Consider the following 17,774-nt stretch of genomic DNA (forward strand, 5'->3'; position numbering starts at 1 on the left):
GAGTTTTTCGCGCCGCACAAATCTGGCACGCCGGTTGCTGTTATCACCCCGAATATCGGTGTCGCCTGACGGGCGGCGTAAACAAAACAGGGGGTGACCACATGTCTATCAAAAGTCTGGGCGATCCATTCAGTGGCGAAAGCGATCTGCGGCATAGCAAATCGTGCGGCTGCGAGGCTTGCGCAACCGGCAAACATCACCATGCCGGTCATGACCATCACGAAGACACATACGATCTGGCATCGATGCCCGCCCATAGCGATATGGCTGTGGATGGCGCGGCGTCACCGTCTGGCAAGCTTGCCAGCAACGAGGAAATGCTGGATCGCGCGATTGAAAGTGCGGTGGTCCGCTCTGTCTTCGGGCATAACGAAATTTCGCGTCGTTCCTTTGCCAAAATGGTTGGCAGCGGAACGATGATGGCGGCACTGGCGTCGGTCCTGCCGCTTGATAAGGTCAAGGCGGCGATCCTTGATGATCTGGGCACGCCGGAAAAGACCAAGCTTAATATTGGCTTTGTTCCGATCACCTGCGCTACCCCGATCATCATGGCCCAGCCGATGGGCTTTTATGAGAAATACGGTCTTGATGTTGATGTGATCAAAACCGCGGGCTGGGCAGTCGCACGCGACAAGTCCCTGAACAATGAATATGACGCGTCGCATATGCTCACCCCGATGCCGCTTGCGATCACCATGGGGGCGGGTTCGACCGCGACCCCGTTCCTGATGCCGGCAGTTGAAAACATCAACGGGCAGGCGATTGTCCTGCATAACGACCATCTTGATAAACGCGATCCAAAACAGTGGAAGGGCTTCAAGTTCGGTGTGCCGTTCGAATATTCGATGCATAACTTCCTGCTGCGTTATTACGTCGCCGAACATGGTCTGGACCCGGATAAAGACATCCAGATCCGTGTCGTTCCGCCGCCCGAAATGGTCGCCAACCTGCGTGCGGGGAACCTTGATGGCTATCTGTCGCCTGATCCATTCAACCAGCGTGCCGTCTGGGAAAAAATCGGCTTCATCCACACCCTGACCAAGGATATCTGGGAAGGTCATCCGTGCTGCGCATTTGCCTGTTCCAAGGCGTTTGCCGATGAAATGCCCAATACCTATGGCGCGCTTCTGAAATCGATTGTCGATGCGACGCAGTACGCATCCAAGCCGGAAAACCGCAAGGAAATTTCGGCAGCAATCGCGCCGACCAACTATCTGAACCAGCCGGTGCCGGTCATCGAACAGGTCCTGACCGGGCGTTATGCCGATGGTCTGGGCGAGGTCAAGAACGTGCCGGACCGCATCGATTTCGATCCGTTCCCGTGGCATTCGATGGGTGTGTGGATTCTGACGCAGATGAAGCGCTGGGGCTATATCGACGGCGATGTCGATTACAAGAAAATCGCCGAAGAAGTCTATGTCGCGAGCGATTGCGCCAAGATCATGAAGGACCTTGGTTACGAAGCACCAGACAGCACCTATCAGAAATACACGATAATGGGCAAAGAGTTCGATCCTGATCAGCCCGAGGCCTATGTCAACAGCTTCCCGATTGGCAAAGGGGTAAGCTGATATGATCGCATCCCTGAATGCCAGGGCGCTGCTGTTGTCTGCTGTTTTGCTGGCGGTTCTTCTTGGAATATGGGAGGCCGCCAGCCCCCAGCAGAAACTGGGCAGTGAACTGACGGAATATGAAATCCTGATGGGCGGGGCAGAGCCAAAGGCAGCCGTGCCGCCACCATCTGCGGTGTTCGTCAAGGCGTGGGAAGAACTTTCCAACCCTTTCTATGATGCCGGTCCCAACGACAAGGGGATTGGCATTCAGATCGGTTATTCGCTTTATCGCGTGCTGTCGGGATATTTTCTGGCCGCCGCAATTGCCATTCCGGCCGGGTTCCTGATTGGCATGTCGCCATTGATGTATCGCGCACTTGATCCGTTCATCCAGATCCTTCGCCCGATTTCGCCGCTGGCTTGGATGCCGCTTGCGCTGTTTGTCATTCAGGACAGTCAGGCATCGGCGATTTTCGTGATCTTTATCTGTTCGATCTGGCCGATGCTGATCAATACGGCCTTTGGCGTTGCCGGTGTGCGCAAGGATTGGGTCAATGTCGCGCGCACCCATGAACTTGGCACGCTTAAAACCGCGTGGATCGTCATTCTTCCGGCGGCGGCACCGACCATCCTGACAGGGATGCGGATTTCCATCGGGATTGCGTGGCTGGTGATTGTGGCCGCCGAGATGCTCGTGGGTGGTACCGGCATTGGCTATTACGTCTGGAACGAATGGAACAATCTGGATCTGACCAGTGTCGTGTTCTCGATCCTGATGATCGGCCTTGTCGGCATGCTACTTGATACGGCGTTCGCCTATTGCGCCCGCCTTGTGCAGTACCAGGAATAAGGAAAAGCACCATGCCAACACCCTTCCTGAGCGTACAGGGACTAAGCAAACGGTTCCCCGGTCCAAAGGGATCCGATCCGTTAACCGTGTTTGAAAATGTCAATCTGGGGATCGAAAAGGGCGAATTTGTCTGCATTATCGGTCATTCGGGCTGCGGCAAATCGACGATCCTGAATATCCTTGCCGGGCTGGACGAGCCGACCGACGGTGCGGTGATCATGAATGGCAAGGAAGTATCGGGGCCAAGTCTTGACCGCGGTATCGTGTTTCAGAACTATTCCCTGTTGCCATGGTTGTCCGCACTTAAAAACGTGACCTTTGCCGTGCAGGCCCGTCATCGCAACTGGACCAAGAAGCAGGTCCATGATCATTCGATCAAATATCTCGAAATGGTGGGTTTGACCGGCGGGGCGGAGCTTCGCAAGCCATCGCAATTGTCGGGTGGCATGCGCCAGCGCGTTTCGATTGCGCGGGCCTTTGCCATTCAGCCGGAACTGTTGCTGCTGGATGAACCGTTTGGGGCACTTGATGCCCTGACGCGTGGCAGCATTCAGGATGAACTGATCCGTATCTGGGCCGGGTCGGATCAGACTGTTTTCATGATCACCCATGATGTGGACGAGGCGATCCTTCTTGCCGACCGCATCCTTCTGATGACCAACGGCCCCTATGCCAGGGTCGCGGAATCGGTACAGGTCGATATCGAACGCCCGCGTGTTCGCGCCGATATCATCCATCATCCCGACTATTACGACATTCGCAACCATCTGGTCGAATTCCTTGCCAAGCGGTCCCGCGAACTGGCCGGAAAACGCGACGAGGACGGCGTTTCAGAACCAAACGTCATCCGTTTTGGCCTGAACGGGCCGGTTGCCAATAAATCCAACAAAGGTGCCGAGGAACCACCTGCGCGTGCGCGGGTGGTGAATGGTGCCGACTAATCCGTAACGACACAGACAGTGAAGTGGAGAAAAGCTGTGAAAAAAGCAGATGTGAAAGAACTGATCATTACGTCCAAAAAAGCTAAGGGGCTTGGCTGGGAAGAAATCGCCAGCAAGATCGGCATGTCCCCGGTCTGGACCACATCGGTCTGCCTTGGCATGAATTCCGCGCCCAAGGAAAAGGCCGACATGCTGGTGGCCCTGCTGGAGCTTCCGGCGGAGGCATCCGCCGTGTTGCAGGAATGCCCGATGAAAATCTGGGAACAGGCGGTGCCGACCGATCCGGCGGTTTACCGCATTTATGAAATCATGGGTGTTTACGGCGAAACGATCAAAGAAATCATCCATGAGAAGTTCGGCGACGGCATCATGAGCGCGATCGATTACGAGATGTATATCGAACGCAAGGCCGATCCGAAGGGCGACCGCGTCGTCGTGACCCTTGATGGTAAATTCCTGCCGTATCGCGCCTGGTAATATCACACGCGGTTAAGGCAATCCCATATCGGCAGCGGATGACTATTGGTCCGCATGTCGCAGTCCAGTCAGGCCAATCTGCGTTTGCGGGTTGGCCTGATCTGTTTTTGCCGCAGGACTGAAACGGGGCGGGAAACAGTCCATTGCCAAATTCGCGCTGGCGGGAAGGCCATCTTATCCTACATCTTGGGGGCATCACGTTGGATAAGGGTTGGTGATCTGGCGCAATGCCGGGCCCATCAGCCGGAATGACCATAATTACGAAGGATAACAATCAGATGGCTGATCTGTCCGCATTTGACATCACCAAACGCTGGCCTGCCAAGAACCCCGATATATTGCAGCTTTATTCCCTGCCGACGCCAAACGGGGTCAAGGTTTCGATCATGCTGGAAGAAACCGGCATCGATTACGAGCCGCACTTCATCGATATCGGCAAGGACGAAACCTGGACGCCGGAATTCCTTTCGCTGAACCCGAATGGCAAAATCCCGGCAATCATTGACCCGAACGGCCCGGATGGAAAACCGGTTGGCCTGTTTGAATCGGGCGCAATTCTTTTGTATCTGGCAGAAAAAACCGGAAAATTCCTGCCGTCTGATCCGATTTCCCGGATCGAAGCCATCCAGTGGGTGTTTTTCCAGATGGCGGCAATTGGCCCGATGTTTGGCCAGCTTGGCTTCTTCCACAAATTTGCCGGTCGCGAGTATGAGGATAAACGCCCGCGGGATCGGTATGTTGGAGAATCCAAACGCCTGCTCGGTGTTCTGGAAAGGCGTCTTGCCGGGCGTGACTGGATCATGGGTGATGAATATACCATTGCCGATATCGCAACCCTTGGCTGGGTGCGCAATCTGGTCGGTTTCTATGATGCCGGGGCACTGGTGGATTATGACAGCCTGAAAAACGTTCCGGCATGGCTTGAACGCGGGCTTGCGCGACCGGCGGTGAAGCGCGGTTTGGAAATTCCGGCGCGTCCTTAAAGTACGGGGTTCGCGTCCTTGATCCTGCCCACCGGATGAAAAATCTGACCAGACGGTCAGAAATGCTTTTCATCCGGTCGGGCTGGGATTAACACATGGGGGTAATCCAGTATTCGTCCCACGTTTCAAGCGAGCCCACCCATGACCGCCCAGACCATCAGCCGCATCAAGGACCCGGCACTTGCCGCCAATATCACCGATCAAACCCTTGCCTGGCGCGAGGTGATCTGCCCGGTGACCGCCAAATACGGCAATTACGTTGCCAAACGCGATCTGCGTGACAAAACCATCGTCAGTTTCCAGCACGTTCTTGAAGACACCATTCCGACCCTTCTGCCGTTTGTCAAAGCAGGTGCCACGGTCAAGGTCGGTGCGTGCAACCCCGATAGCACCGATGATGTTGCGGCGGCCTATCTGGCGGCGAACGGGGTTGAGGTCCATGCCTTTTCCGGCATGACGCCCGATGAATACGCCAAAAGCATCGATATCCTGTCAGACAGCCCGGCCGATATCGTGGCCGACATGGGGGGTGAGCTGATTGAGGCGTTCGTGAAAAAGGGCCATAAGGTTGATGGTGCACTTGAAGCGACCACGACCGGCGTTCACCGGGTTGAAAAGCTTGATTTCACCTTCCCGGTCTTTAACTGGAACGATATCGCGATCAAGGATCGCCTGCATAACCGCCATCACGTGGCACAGGAAATGTGGCCGGTCTTTTCCAATGTGACCGGTCTGGCGCTTTATGGCCGTTCGGTTCTTGTGATCGGTTTTGGGCCGGTCGGACGCGGCGTTGCCGAACGGGCGCGCAATCTGGGTGCTGTGGTATCGGTCGCCGAACGCGATCCGGTTCGGGCGCTTGAAGCCCAGCATCATGGTTGCCGGGTTGTGGCGCTTGAAGACGGCCTTCGGGAATGTGCGATTGTTGTTACCGCCACCGGTTTTTCCGGCATTCTTGGCGCGGATCAGATCAAGCTGGCGCGTCGTGGTGTCATTCTGGTCAATGTCGGGCATTCCAATACCGAAATTGACGTCAAATGGCTTGATACGCAGGAACGCACCCGCATGCGCCGCTATATCGAACGTTTCACGCTTGAGAATGGCAAGGAAGTCTACCTTCTGAACCGTGGCAGTCTGCTTAATCTGGCGCCTGGCATGGGCGGTTCGGGCAAGGACCTGTTTGATCCGTTTTCCGCCATTCTGATCCGCGGGATCGACTGGCTGGCATCGGGTGGGGCATCGTCGTTCAAGCCGGGATTCTATGATTATCCGGCGGACGTTGAACGTGAAATCGCCGAGGCGGTTTTACGGTCGCATAGCTGACAATCTTGAAAATGCAACAGGGCGGGGGATATCGATTTCCCGCCTTTCTGTATCAGAACCGGTATTTTGATACGGTTTGATACAACTTAAGGTGTCATCTGGCATAATATGGTGAAGTTTTTCTGGTTAATTCATCGCGGTGTCGGGGCGTTCCCGACTGCGGGGTGACATTCGGGACCACGACCATGAAAAACATATCGCTGATTTATGCCGGTTTTCTTTCTGTCGTTACGCTGCTTTGGCTGGCGGCCAATCCGGGCCTGTTCGAGGTTGCCGAATTCATTCAGCTTCGAAATTTCATGGTCCAGTATTTCGGCACCCTGTCGATTGCTATCATGAGCCTGATCATGATCCTGGCGACACGTCCGGTATGGCTTGAAGATTATACCGGCGGCTTGGATAAAACCTATCGGCTACACAAATGGCTTGGCATTACGGTTCTGGTGACATCCGTGATCCACTGGCTTTGGTCGAATGGCCCGAAATGGGCATCGGCCCTTGGCCTGATTGAAGGCGGTCGGCGCAGGTCGCATGGGGATCAGACCGGATTTTCCCAGTTACAGGGCTTCTTTGCCGGTCAGCGCGGCTTTGCCGAGGGGATTGGCGAATGGGCGTTCTATGTTGCCGTGGCCCTGATGATCATTGCCCTGATCAAATGGTTTCCCTATCGCTGGTTTGCCAAAACACACACCTTCATCGCCGGGGCGTATCTGGTGCTGGTGGTGCATGCGATGTTCCTGTTTGAATTTGGCAACTGGATCAGCCCGATTGGCATTGTGACGGCTGTGCTTCTGGTTGCGGGCACGATATCGGCATGTCTTGTCCTTGCCGGGCGGGTGGGCCGTAACCGGCAGGTCGCCGGAAAGATCGTCAATCTGGTGCGTCTGCCTGATATCGATACCATGCAGATCACCATCATGCCCGAGGCGGGCTGGCAGGGGCACAAGGCCGGTCAGTTTGTCTGCATCGCGTTTGGGGATGGTGAACGCCCGCATCCCTTTACGATTTCGTCGCACTGGAACCCGGAATTCCCGCAGATCACCCTGCTGGTGAAGGCGCTGGGCGATTATACGCAAACACTGCCGGATAATTTGCGCGTCGGGGGTGACGTCCGGCTTGAAGGGCCCTATGGCCGGTTCACCTTCGAGCAGGGAAATGATCGTCAGGTCTGGATTGCCGGTGGTATCGGTTTGACCCCGTTCCTTGCAAAACTTGAAGAGCTCGCGCTGAAACCGGCTGCGGGCGAACAGAAGATCGATTTCTATCAGGTCGCCCCGAGCGAGGATGCGACCCTGATGGACCGCATCCGGCAACTGGCGGACAAAGCCGGGGTTGTCCTGCATGTCTGGCGCGACGATGTGGATGGCCTTTTGAAAGCGGACCGGGTTCGAGCCGATATTCCCGACTGGCATGCCGCCAGTTTCTGGTTCTGCGGGCCGCAGCCGTTTGCGGCAGCCCTGAAACGCGATCTGGTCCGTCAGGGGTTGCCTGCCAAATCATTCCACACTGAACTGTTCGAGTTTAGATAAGCCAGAATGCGAAAGGGGCAGGCCTTGCGACCTGCCCCTTTTTTCAATCTGCGATCTGTCTGGCTGCCTATTTGATCAGGCGCGATATCCGATGCGCAGATTGCCCCATTGTTCGCCATTCACGACAATCGGGATGTCGCATTCCTTCATGAACACGACTTCCGATCCCATGTCGCGGAAGTAGGTCTGCAACAGTTTGGGTTTGGTGTTGCGCGCCGCCATCAGGCCGGCCCGATCGTCAAAGATACGGCGGTTGCGGCAATTGCCCATGTTCCATGCCGGTTCACCGGGGCGCTGTGGCTGGCTGTAGACCTTGTTGTGGGTCGGCAGGAAGCCGTTGATATCCACCCCGGCGGCAAACACGATATGTTTGTCCTTTTGCAGGATTTCTTCCTGTAACGGGGTGAAATGCCGGTCGGTGTAGGGGATATAGGGCGTCATGAACTGTATCGGATCAGAGCCCTCGATCGGTTCATAGCGGGGACGGAACAGATCTTCTTTCCTGATCTCGCCATTGCGGATGCCGTTTTCGAGTGTCTTTGCCAGTTGGGCCGCCAGGGGGGCGCCCAGTTCGGCGATCTTGTTGTCGTGATCGCGGGTTTTTTGCAAAAGCCCCATGATCGTGCGGTTGGCTTCTTCGTCCAGTTCGGTGAACTGGACATGCGATCCCAGACCTGAAACCGCTTTCAGGATGCCATGCAAACGCGTGCTGCCATCGAGCAGGATCGAAACCGGTTTGCCATTGTCCTGATCGGTGGCCTTGATGCGGGCCAGAAGACCGGCAACCGACATATCGGCGGTAACGCCCTTGCGTTTGTCGCCATTGCCGAAATCCATTTCGATATCAACGGCAATCGGGACGCGTTCCTGATTGCGGCGGTTGCCGGAGTCCGCCGAACGCAGGACAACGCGGAACCGGTTTTCCATTTCGTTGATATCCTTGCGGATATTCGATGCCAGAATGCGCAGGTTTTCCGATGTCTTGCTGGCGTTGTGCGATCTTTCGCTGGCCAGTGCGATGTCGCTGGAAATGCCCTGCATATGGGTGGAAACTTCCTGCGCGCTGGTTGAAATCTCGCTGATGGCGGCGGTTTGCTGTTGGACGGATGAGGCGATATCAGATGACAACTGGCTGACTTCGTCAATCGCGCCACCAATGCCTTCAATCGCGCCGACCGCCTCGGATGTGGCATCCTGAATGGCGGTGATCTGGGCGTTGATATCGGAAATGGCCTTTTCGGTTTGCGATGCGAGGTTCTTGACCTCGTTTGCCACAACCGCAAAGCCCTTGCCAGCATCGCCTGCGCGGGCGGCCTCGATGGTCGCGTTAAGGGCGAGCATCTTGGTCTGATCGGAAATGCGTTTGACGATATCGACAACCTTGCCGATCTCGCTTGCGGTGTCTGACAGGCTGTTCATCGTGACAGATGTTTCCTGCGCACGGGTCACGGCCTGACTGGCGATATCGTTGGTTTTGTGGATGCGATCGGCGATTTCCTCGCTCGATGCCTGCAATTCCTCGGTCGCGGAGGCAACGGTGGATACATTGTTGCTGGCAATGGCGGTGGTTGACGTGATCCGTTCGACCAGTTCCGACAGGTCATGGGCATCGGATGCCATGGTTTGGGCGACGTCATTGGTGCGACCGGCCTGAAACCCGACTTCGGCGATCATGTTATCGGTTTCGCGTTCGATGATTTCCGACATCGACTGGATTTCCGATGCGGATCGTTCCTGTGCCGACCGGCGTTCGGCCTTGGCCATCAGGCAGGCCATATCCCCCATCAGCACCGAACGGCAGGCGTCCAGCACGCCGGGATCACGTCGCCCGCGTCCCTCGGACGCCGCCAGTCGGGCGAAATTTTCGACCGTGTTGTGGTAGGCCTGAACGATGCGGCTTGCCGGGGTGCCGGTAATGGCATCGGCCAGAATGTGATCGGCAAAGCAGGCGTCAAAATCCGATCCGCTGGTGGCGGCCATCAATGTGCGCAGGCGCTTTGCCAGTGCGCTGACATGGGCTTTCGGGTCGTGCGGATCGCTGCTGCTTTGGCCAGCGCCAAACAGCTCTGCCAGAAGGCTTTCGGCGAGCTTGTCGGCATGTTTGTCAAAGACCTCGCGCGCAGCATGTGCACGCGTGAAAATTGTATTTTCCGGTGATGCAGACGCGTGATTCATAAAAACGTCTCTCCCTATTTCCCCTTCGGCACATCAGGCCGCACAGGCTTCGATTTTTCGATTTTTTACCTGTTGATTAAAGTGATGTTACCACCGCAGGGTAGGTATACAGATATCATACTTTAGGTTGATATAAGAAAGAGGCCCGTCAAGGGTGACGGGCCAAGTTTGCCCAGGTTTCTCACCGGGGCCACGGTTCGCTGGAACAGGAACTAAAAGAGGCTTCTGGGGGAGACTGCCCCATCTATCGGCCCAAAAGACCGCGGGTCACGACCTGCGCCTGAATTTCGGCCGCTCCTTCGAAAATATTCAGGATGCGGGCATCGCACAGAACCCGGCTGATCTGATATTCAAGCGCGTAGCCATTACCGCCATGGATCTGAAGCGCGTTATCGGCGTTCGACCACGCAACGCGTGCGCCCAGAAGTTTTGCCATGCCGGCCTCGATATCGCAGCGGATATCCTGATCTTTTTCGATGGCGGAAAAATAGGTGAGCTGACGGGCGATCATGGTTTCAACCACCATCCAGGCGATTTTGCCGTAAACCCGCGGGAAGCTGTAAAGCGGATTGGAAAACTGGATGCGGTCCTGTGCGTAACGCATGCCGATTTCAAGCGCGTTCTGCGCGACACCAACGGCACGGGCGGCGGTCTGGATGCGGGCGGATTCAAAGGTCGCCATCAGTTGCTTGAAGCCCTGGCCCTCGTCCCCGCCCAGAAGGTTCTCGGCGGGGACTTCGAAGCCGTCAAAGGACAGTTCGTATTCCTTCATGCCGCGATAGCCAAGCACCTCGATCTCGCCGCCGCTCATACCCTTGGCCGGGAACGGATCGGTATCCGTGCCGCGCGGCTTTTCGGCAAGCAGCATGGATAACCCGCGATACCCGGTTTCATCGGGGTTGGTGCGCGCTAGAAGGGTCATCAGGTCGGACCGGGCGGCATGGGTGATCCATGTCTTGTTGCCGGTGACCTTATAGGTATCGCCATCCTTGATCGCGCGCGTGCGCAGATGTGCCAGATCCGATCCGTTATTGGGTTCGGTAAAGACCGCGGTTGGCAGGATTTCACCCGATGCCAGTTTCGGCAGGTAATGTTCTTTCTGCGCGTCGGTGCCGCCAAGGCGGATCAGTTCGGCGGCAATTTCCGACCGTGTGCCAAGCGAGCCGACCCCGATATAGCCACGCGAGAGTTCTTCTGTCACGACGCACATCGCGGTTTTGCCCATGCCAAGCCCGCCGAATTCTTCGGGGATGGTCAGACCGAAAACGCCCAGTTCGGACATTTCGTTGATAATTTCAATCGGGATCAGTTCATCGCGTTCGTGCCAGCCATGGGCATGCGGGCTGACTTTTTCGTCAACAAATCGCCGGAACTGATCGCGCACCATATCAAGGGTTTCGTCTTCAAGCCCGGTTTCGCCAAAGCGGCCGGTATCAAGGCTGTCCTTGATCTGATCGGCAATGGCGCGCCGGGTGGCGTCACTGTTGCCCATGCCGGTCAGGGTCGCAACCGCGCGGCTATCGCCAAGGGCAGCAATCACATCGCCCGGAACGCCAAGGGTTGAAAGGCGGATGAATTCGCCCTGCGACATCGCAATGCCGCCCTGAATCTGTGCCAGATATTCGCCAAAGGCCGCCTGAAGGATCAATTGTTCAAGCGTTCCGAACTTTCCCTGTGTCGTAAGCCGATCAGCCCATGCCTTCATCTGCTTTAGGGCGGTGACATAGGTTGAAAACCATGCAAAGCCGTGGGCGGCATACTGGTTTTCATCCAGTGCGCTCGCATCGATTTTGCCATCCACCGTCACGATTTCGCGCATTGCGGTTTCGGCGGCCTGATGCACCGGGGCAAGGGCCGCCAGCGCATCATCACAAAGCCGGGTCAGTTCAGGCAGCAGGGCTTTATCGCTCATCGGTCTGGTCCTCGGGTTCGGTCCATTTGGTGCATGAAGCAGACTATCATCTTGTCCTGCCGGTTCGACAGGAATTGAAAAGTGGCAGCCCCGATGCGGATCGGGCGAGAACGCATCAGGGCCACCAACGGTCAGCCGACGCTTTATGTGGGCTTAGGCGTCGACTGCTTCTTCAAGGGTGCGCATGCCCGGGCGTTTGGCCTGGACAAGAACGGCCATGTTTCCGGGTTTGTGTTCGTTGCGCATCATCTTCATATGTGCGCGCGGAATATCGTCCCAGCCAAAGACTTCGGACATGCTGGGATCGATGCGGCGTTCAATTACCAGCTTGTTGGCCTGGGCGGCCTGTTTCAGGTTGGCAAAGTGGCTGCCCTGAATGCGTTTCTGGCGCATCCAGACAAAGCGCGCATCAAAGGTCAGGTTAAAGCCCGTCGTCCCGGCACAGAACACGACCATCCCGCCGCGTTTGACCACGTTGCACGATACGGGGAAGGTCTGTTCGCCCGGATGTTCAAAGACGATATCGACGTCATTGCCCTTGCCGGTGATGTCCCAGATCGCCTTGCCGAATTTGCGGACTTCTTTCATATAGTCGCCAAATTCCGGACCATTCACGGTTGGCAACTGGCCCCAGCAATTGAAATCCTTGCGATTGATCACGGCCTTGGCCCCAAGGCCCAGCACGAAATCGCGTTTGCTTTCATCGGAAATCACGCCAATCGCATTGGCACCCGCCGTGGTGATCAACTGGATCGCCATCGATCCAAGGCCGCCCGAGGCCCCCCACACCAGAACATTATGTCCGGGGCGCAGGATATGCGGGCGATGGCCAAACAGCATGCGGTATGCGGTGGCAAGGGTCAGCGTGTAACACGCACTTTCTTCCCATGTCAGGTGTTTGGGGCGCGGCATAAGCTGCTGCGCCTGTACGCAGGTGAATTGGGCGAATGATCCGTCCGGTGTCTCGTAACCCCAGATGCGCTGGGTGGGGGACAGCATCGGGTCACCGCCGTTGCATTCCTCGTCATCGCCGTCATCCTGATTGCAGTGAATGACGACTTCATCGCCGACTTTCCAGCGCGTGACCTTTGACCCGACCGCCCAGACAATGCCCGACGCATCCGATCCTGCGATATGATAGGGCAGGTCATGCACGTCAAAGACCGAGATCGGCTTGCCGAGTGACGCCCACACACCGTTGTAGTTCACGCCGGCCGCCATCACGAGAACGAGGACCTCGTGACTGTCGGGCTGAATGACTGGCAGGACTTCGCATTGCATAGCGGTATCAGGTTCCCCGTGACGTTCGCGGCGAATGGCCCAGCCATACATATTCTTTGGCACATGACCCAGCGGCGGGATTTCACCGATTTCATACAGGTCTTTTTCTTCATGACCACCACGGAACGGCAGAACTTCAGCAGTCGTATTCATGGCCTTCACTCCTTGTTCGGGTCGATCCGAATCGCGCTGTAAAAGGATGGTAATAAAATTATCCTGTGTTGCGCTGCGGTCGACGAATCCTCCAAGCCACGGATTTTGTGATATTTTCCCTGAAATGCACCGGTTTCCCTTGGTTTCTGGATGGGGTTCCCGAATGCTTTCTTAGTTTTCGCTTTTATCGCGTTGCACAAATTGTTATATAATTATCCAACTGATGTCTAGTGGGTAATTTAATAACGTTTTCTTGTAATAAACAAAAAGCTTTTGGGTAATAAAGATACGCGAGGTCGGCATGTCGATGGAAAATCAACGCAGTGCAGCAAAGTCGGAACGCGATCGCCCGTGGCTGATCCGGACTTATGCCGGGCACAGTTCGGCCAGTGCATCGAACGCGCTGTATCGCCAGAACCTGGCAAAGGGGCAGACGGGACTGTCGGTCGCGTTCGATCTGCCGACCCAGACCGGTTACGATTCGGACCATGTTCTGGCGCGCGGCGAGGTCGGCAAGGTCGGCGTGCCGGTATCGCATCTGGGCGATATGATGACCCTGTTTGACGGTATTCCGCTTGATCAGATGAACACATCCATGACGATCAACGCGCCGGCGGCATGGTTGCTGTCGTTATATATTGCCGTTGCCGAAAAGCAGGGAACGCCGCGCGACAGCCTGCAGGGGACGACCCAGAACGACATCATCAAGGAATATCTGTCACGCGGGACCTATATCTTTCCGCCGGCACCCAGCCTGAAACTGATTACCGATGTTGCGGCCTTTACCTATCGCGAGGTCCCGAAATGGAACCCGATGAATGTGTGCTCCTACCATTTGCAGGAAGCCGGGGCGACGGCTGAACAGGAACTGGCCTATGCGCTGGCGACCGCGATTGCCGTGCTTGATGCGGTCAAGGCATCCGGTCAGGTGCCCGAAGAAGATTTTGCCAAGGTTGTCGGGCGCATTTCATTTTTCGTGAATGCCGGCATCCGGTTCGTGACCGAGATCTGCAAGATGCGGGCATTTTGCGAATTGTGGGATGAAATCACGCGGGATCGTTACGGCATCGCTGACGAAAAATATCGCCGGTTCCGCTATGGCGTGCAGGTCAACTCGCTTGGCCTGACCGAACAGCAACCCGAAAACAATGTGTATCGCATCCTGATCGAAATGCTCGCCGTGGTGCTGTCGAAAAATGCCCGGGCGCGTGCCGTGCAGCTTCCTGCGTGGAACGAGGCCCTTGGTCTGCCGCGCCCGTGGGATCAGCAATGGTCGCTGCGTTTGCAACAGATCATGGCCTATGAAACCGACCTTCTGGAATATGACGACCTGTTTGACGGCAACCCGGCGATTGAACGCAAGGTCGGATTGCTTAAGGAAGGGGCGCGTGCGGAACTGGCGAAAATCGATGAGATGGGCGGAGCGATTACGGCGGTGGATCGCGGCTATATGAAACAGGAACTGGTGCGGTCCAATGCGCGCCGTCTGGCCGATATCGAAACCGGGCTGACCAAGGTGATTGGTGTGAATGCCTATACCGAAACCGAGCCATCGCCTTTGACATCGGGTGAAAAATCGATCCTGACGGTCGATGACATGGCCGAACAGGAACAGATCGAAAAACTGAAAGAATGGCGGTCCGGCCGGGATCAGGCCGCGGTTGCCAAAAGCCTTGCCGATCTTGAAGCTGCCGCCCGTGAAGACCGCAATATCATGGAAAGTTCGATTGCCTGTGCCCATGCCGGGGTCACGACCGGGGAATGGTCCGAAACGCTGCGTCAGGTGTTTGGTGAATATCGCGCGCCGACCGGCATCACATCAATGATTGTGACCGGCGACGAAGAAGACATCAAAAAATTGCGCAGTCGTGTGGATGAAGTTTCCGAGAAGCTTGGCGAACGCATGAAGATGCTGGTTGGCAAGCCGGGGCTGGATGGTCATTCCAACGGGGCCGAACAGATTGCGGTCAAGGCGGGCGATGCCGGGATCGACGTGCTTTATGATGGCATTCGCTGGACGCCCGATGAACTGGTGCGCAATGCGATTGACGAAGGCGCGCATGTGATCGGGCTTTCGATCCTGTCAGGGTCGCATGTGCCACTGGTGCGCGAGGTTGTGAATGGACTGCGCGCCCACGGGGCGGGGCATATCCCCGTCGTTGTTGGCGGCATCATCCCGGATGCGGATATGCTTGTTCTGCGTCAGATGGGGGTATCGGCGGTCTATACGCCCAAGGATTACCAACTGGTCCGTGTGATTTCGGAAATTGTCGATCTGGTGGATCGCAAATCAACCGAACATCCGGCGCCGCGTAATGCCGGGGGCAAATCGGAAGGGGCCGGAACGGCGATCTATTGATTGTGGCGGGTTCCGTTTCAGGCTTCGACCGATGAGGTGGTGCTGATCAGGACGGGCCAGGTTGCCATGGCGGCCTCGGCAACGGCGATCAGTTCGTCACGCGTCGCGCCATCGCGGGCCTGGATTGACATGCCATGCTGCACGGTTGCGTAATAGTTCGCCATTTTATCGATATTCGTCCCGCGCGGGATGTCGCCGCGATCCAAGCCTGCTTCATACAGGTTTTTCAGGATTTCTGTCACCTGGCGGCGATGACCGCGCAGGGTCTGATTGACCGTCGTATGGTTTGATTCCGCCTGTGGTGCCGCCAGAACAACCAGGCAGCCATGCGGCGTATCGTCGCGGGTAAAGGCATGGGCGGACGCGATCAGCACATGACGGGTCGCCTCGCTTGCCAGTTTGAAGCGTTCCAGATTTTCCCAGATCGATGCACCATGATGTTTGGTGTAATGCGTGATGACTTCGTCAAACAGCGTTTCCTTGCTGCCAAAGGCGGCATAGATGCTGGGTGGGCTCAGTGCCATGGCCGCACTCAGGTCCGCCATGGACGTGTTGTCATATCCCCGTTCCCAGAACAGGGCCAGGGCGTTGTTCAAGGCGTTGTCCCGGTCGAATGCACGTGGTCTTCCGCGTGGCGCCATCTTCTGCTCATCTAATTATATAACGATCACTAAATAAATCACTTGACGGAAAAATGCAAGCCTGTCACCAATTATGTAGTGATCATTACATAAATGGAGTTCATCATGCAGAACCTTGCAGGCAAGGTCGCATTCGTTACCGGCGGCAGCCGTGGAATCGGTGCCGCCATTGCAAAACGTCTGGCGCGTGAAGGTGCCAAAGTTGCCTTCAGCTATGTCAGCACGCCGGACCGGGCCCGTGACGTCGCCGGTGAAATCGAAGCAGCAGGCGGCGTGGCATTGGCGATTAAGGCCGACAACCGCAAAGCACAGGAAATCGAGACGGCGATCAACGAGGTGGCCGCGAAATTCGGCAAGATCGATATTCTGGTCAATAATGCCGGGATTATCGAAATGGGACCGGTCGGTGAATTAAGCATCGAGCAGTTCGACCGGACGGTCGATGTCAATGTCCGTGCTGTCTTTGTCGCGACCAAGGCGGTTCTGGCGCATATGCCCGATGGCGGGCGGATCATTACGACCGGCAGCAACCTTGCGCACCAGGTGCCATGGCCGGGCTTAAGCCTTTATGCCCTGTCAAAATCGGCCCTGATTGGCTTTACCCGTGGGGCGGCCCGTGATTTGGGGCCGCGCAAGATTACCGTCAATGTCGTTCACCCCGGACCAACCGAAACAGACATGAACCCGGCAGAAGGCGACATCGCCGATGCCGCACGCAGCGTCATGGCCATCCCTGATTACAGCGATGCCAATGATACAGCCGGGCTTGTCGCATGGCTTGCCGGGCCGGAGGCCAAGGTTGTGACCGGTTCGGAATTTACGGTCGATAGCGGGATGAATGCGTAACGGAAACGGGGTTTCTGTTAAAGGCGAAATAACGTTGCCGGTGGGCAGGCTAGTCAGTCCACCGACAATGCCAGTATCTGGCTGATCTGCGTCAGCGGACGGCCGGTTTCGCCGTGCCAGTGGTTAATCGCGTCCTGAACAGCGGCAAAATCCTTGCCCGATGATGGCATTTTCGAAACCACGCCTTCACGGCCCAGGGCCTTGATCACGTCGTTGGAAAAGACCAGCGTATCGACCCCCATCCGGCGCAGGAACATCTGCCCGGTTTTGCCGCCAAGGCGCGATCCGCCTTTTTGAACGATGCGCAGATTGTTGCAATAATCGGCAATCTGCCAATCGGCAAACCATGTGCCGACGGTGCCGTGCCTGTCTTCGATCTGGCACAGGAAATGGGCATTGGGGCCAACGGATCTGATTTTGGGCGCATGGGCGACAAGCCCGTCGGTCGCCATCAGGCGATCAATGTCCTCGTCATGCATCATCGACCAGCGGCTGATATCGAACCCGTCATAGGCGGCTTCGAAGTTCGGCCATTTGTTTTCAATCACCTTCCAGCTAAACCCTGCCTGAAACACACACATCGTCATGACCGAAAGCCATCGGTCCGACGGGATTTTACGGATTTCATCGGGGGTTTTGGGGGTGATCAGTCGGGCGTCAATGGCATCCATGCCACCCTTGAGGGCGGCGGTTTCAGTGATGATGTCGGTGAATGAACGCAACGCCATGTTGTCGCAATCCCTGTTGCCTGAAC

14 protein-coding genes are annotated in these 17,774 nt (G+C 56.4%); 9 read left to right on the forward strand and 5 right to left on the reverse strand.

Translation table 11 applies throughout. From position 1 onward, the window contains the following. The first annotated feature begins 101 nt into the window (after positions 1-101). The 7 genes from TH5_RS19085 (at position 102) to TH5_RS19115 (ending at position 7,653) form a co-directional block, all read left to right on the forward strand. Complete coding sequence (locus TH5_RS19085) at positions 102-1,571, forward strand: CmpA/NrtA family ABC transporter substrate-binding protein (protein WP_114123192.1); 1,470 nt, start codon at positions 102-104, stop codon at positions 1,569-1,571. A 1-nt stretch (position 1,572) separates the two neighbouring features. Continuing rightward, positions 1,573-2,403: a nitrate ABC transporter permease gene (gene ntrB, locus TH5_RS19090; RefSeq protein WP_114123193.1), complete on the forward strand. Its 831-nt coding sequence runs from the start codon at positions 1,573-1,575 to the stop codon at positions 2,401-2,403. Between the two features lie 11 nt (positions 2,404-2,414). After that, complete coding sequence (locus tag TH5_RS19095) at positions 2,415-3,344, forward strand: ABC transporter ATP-binding protein (RefSeq protein ID WP_114123194.1); 930 nt, start codon at positions 2,415-2,417, stop codon at positions 3,342-3,344. A 36-nt stretch (positions 3,345-3,380) separates the two neighbouring features. Next, positions 3,381-3,821, forward strand: coding sequence for a cyanase (gene cynS / locus TH5_RS19100; RefSeq protein WP_007092354.1), 441 nt, complete (start codon positions 3,381-3,383; stop codon positions 3,819-3,821). 278 nt (positions 3,822-4,099) lie between these two features. Then, complete coding sequence (locus TH5_RS19105) at positions 4,100-4,804, forward strand: glutathione S-transferase N-terminal domain-containing protein (RefSeq protein WP_114123220.1); 705 nt, start codon at positions 4,100-4,102, stop codon at positions 4,802-4,804. Between the two features lie 141 nt (positions 4,805-4,945). After that, on the forward strand, positions 4,946-6,124 hold the full coding sequence (locus TH5_RS19110; protein WP_114123195.1) for an adenosylhomocysteinase: 1,179 nt from the start codon (positions 4,946-4,948) through the stop codon (positions 6,122-6,124). Positions 6,125-6,309: 185 nt separating this feature from the next. Next, a complete protein-coding gene (locus tag TH5_RS19115; protein ID WP_114123196.1) occupies positions 6,310-7,653 on the forward strand; it encodes a ferredoxin reductase family protein in 1,344 nt (447 codons plus the stop codon). A gap of 75 nt (positions 7,654-7,728) precedes the next feature. Here the strand turns inward: TH5_RS19115 and TH5_RS19120 are convergent, their stop codons facing one another. The 3 genes from TH5_RS19120 to ccrA form a co-directional block, all read right to left on the reverse strand. Further along, positions 7,729-9,828 carry a methyl-accepting chemotaxis protein gene (locus TH5_RS19120; RefSeq protein WP_114123197.1) on the reverse strand — a complete coding sequence of 700 codons (2,100 nt, stop codon included), beginning with the start codon at positions 9,826-9,828 and terminating at the stop codon, positions 7,729-7,731. Between the two features lie 244 nt (positions 9,829-10,072). Next, positions 10,073-11,740, reverse strand: coding sequence for an acyl-CoA dehydrogenase family protein (locus TH5_RS19125; protein ID WP_114123198.1), 1,668 nt, complete (start codon positions 11,738-11,740; stop codon positions 10,073-10,075). A gap of 153 nt (positions 11,741-11,893) precedes the next feature. Continuing rightward, positions 11,894-13,174, reverse strand: a complete 1,281-nt coding sequence (ccrA, locus tag TH5_RS19130; protein WP_007092360.1) for a crotonyl-CoA carboxylase/reductase — start codon at positions 13,172-13,174, stop codon at positions 11,894-11,896. A 301-nt stretch (positions 13,175-13,475) separates the two neighbouring features. On the opposite strand from ccrA, the gene TH5_RS19135 reads away from it, so the two are divergent. Beyond that, positions 13,476-15,533: a protein meaA gene (locus TH5_RS19135; protein WP_114123199.1), complete on the forward strand. Its 2,058-nt coding sequence runs from the start codon at positions 13,476-13,478 to the stop codon at positions 15,531-15,533. 17 nt (positions 15,534-15,550) lie between these two features. Here TH5_RS19135 and TH5_RS19140 read toward each other — a convergent pair whose 3' ends face one another. Then, complete coding sequence (locus tag TH5_RS19140) at positions 15,551-16,129, reverse strand: TetR/AcrR family transcriptional regulator (RefSeq protein WP_208638489.1); 579 nt, start codon at positions 16,127-16,129, stop codon at positions 15,551-15,553. 150 nt (positions 16,130-16,279) lie between these two features. On the opposite strand from TH5_RS19140, the gene TH5_RS19145 reads away from it, so the two are divergent. Continuing rightward, the gene (locus TH5_RS19145) at positions 16,280-17,020 is read left to right on the forward strand and encodes an SDR family NAD(P)-dependent oxidoreductase (RefSeq protein ID WP_114123221.1); all 741 of its coding nucleotides are present in this window, start codon (positions 16,280-16,282) and stop codon (positions 17,018-17,020) included. Positions 17,021-17,073: 53 nt separating this feature from the next. Here TH5_RS19145 and TH5_RS19150 read toward each other — a convergent pair whose 3' ends face one another. Next, positions 17,074-17,748: a DNA-3-methyladenine glycosylase I gene (locus tag TH5_RS19150; protein WP_114123201.1), complete on the reverse strand. Its 675-nt coding sequence runs from the start codon at positions 17,746-17,748 to the stop codon at positions 17,074-17,076. Positions 17,749-17,774 lie beyond the last annotated feature (26 nt).

Source organism: Thalassospira xianhensis MCCC 1A02616 (genome assembly GCF_003326475.1).
Taxonomy (GTDB): domain Bacteria; phylum Pseudomonadota; class Alphaproteobacteria; order Rhodospirillales; family Thalassospiraceae; genus Thalassospira; species Thalassospira xianhensis.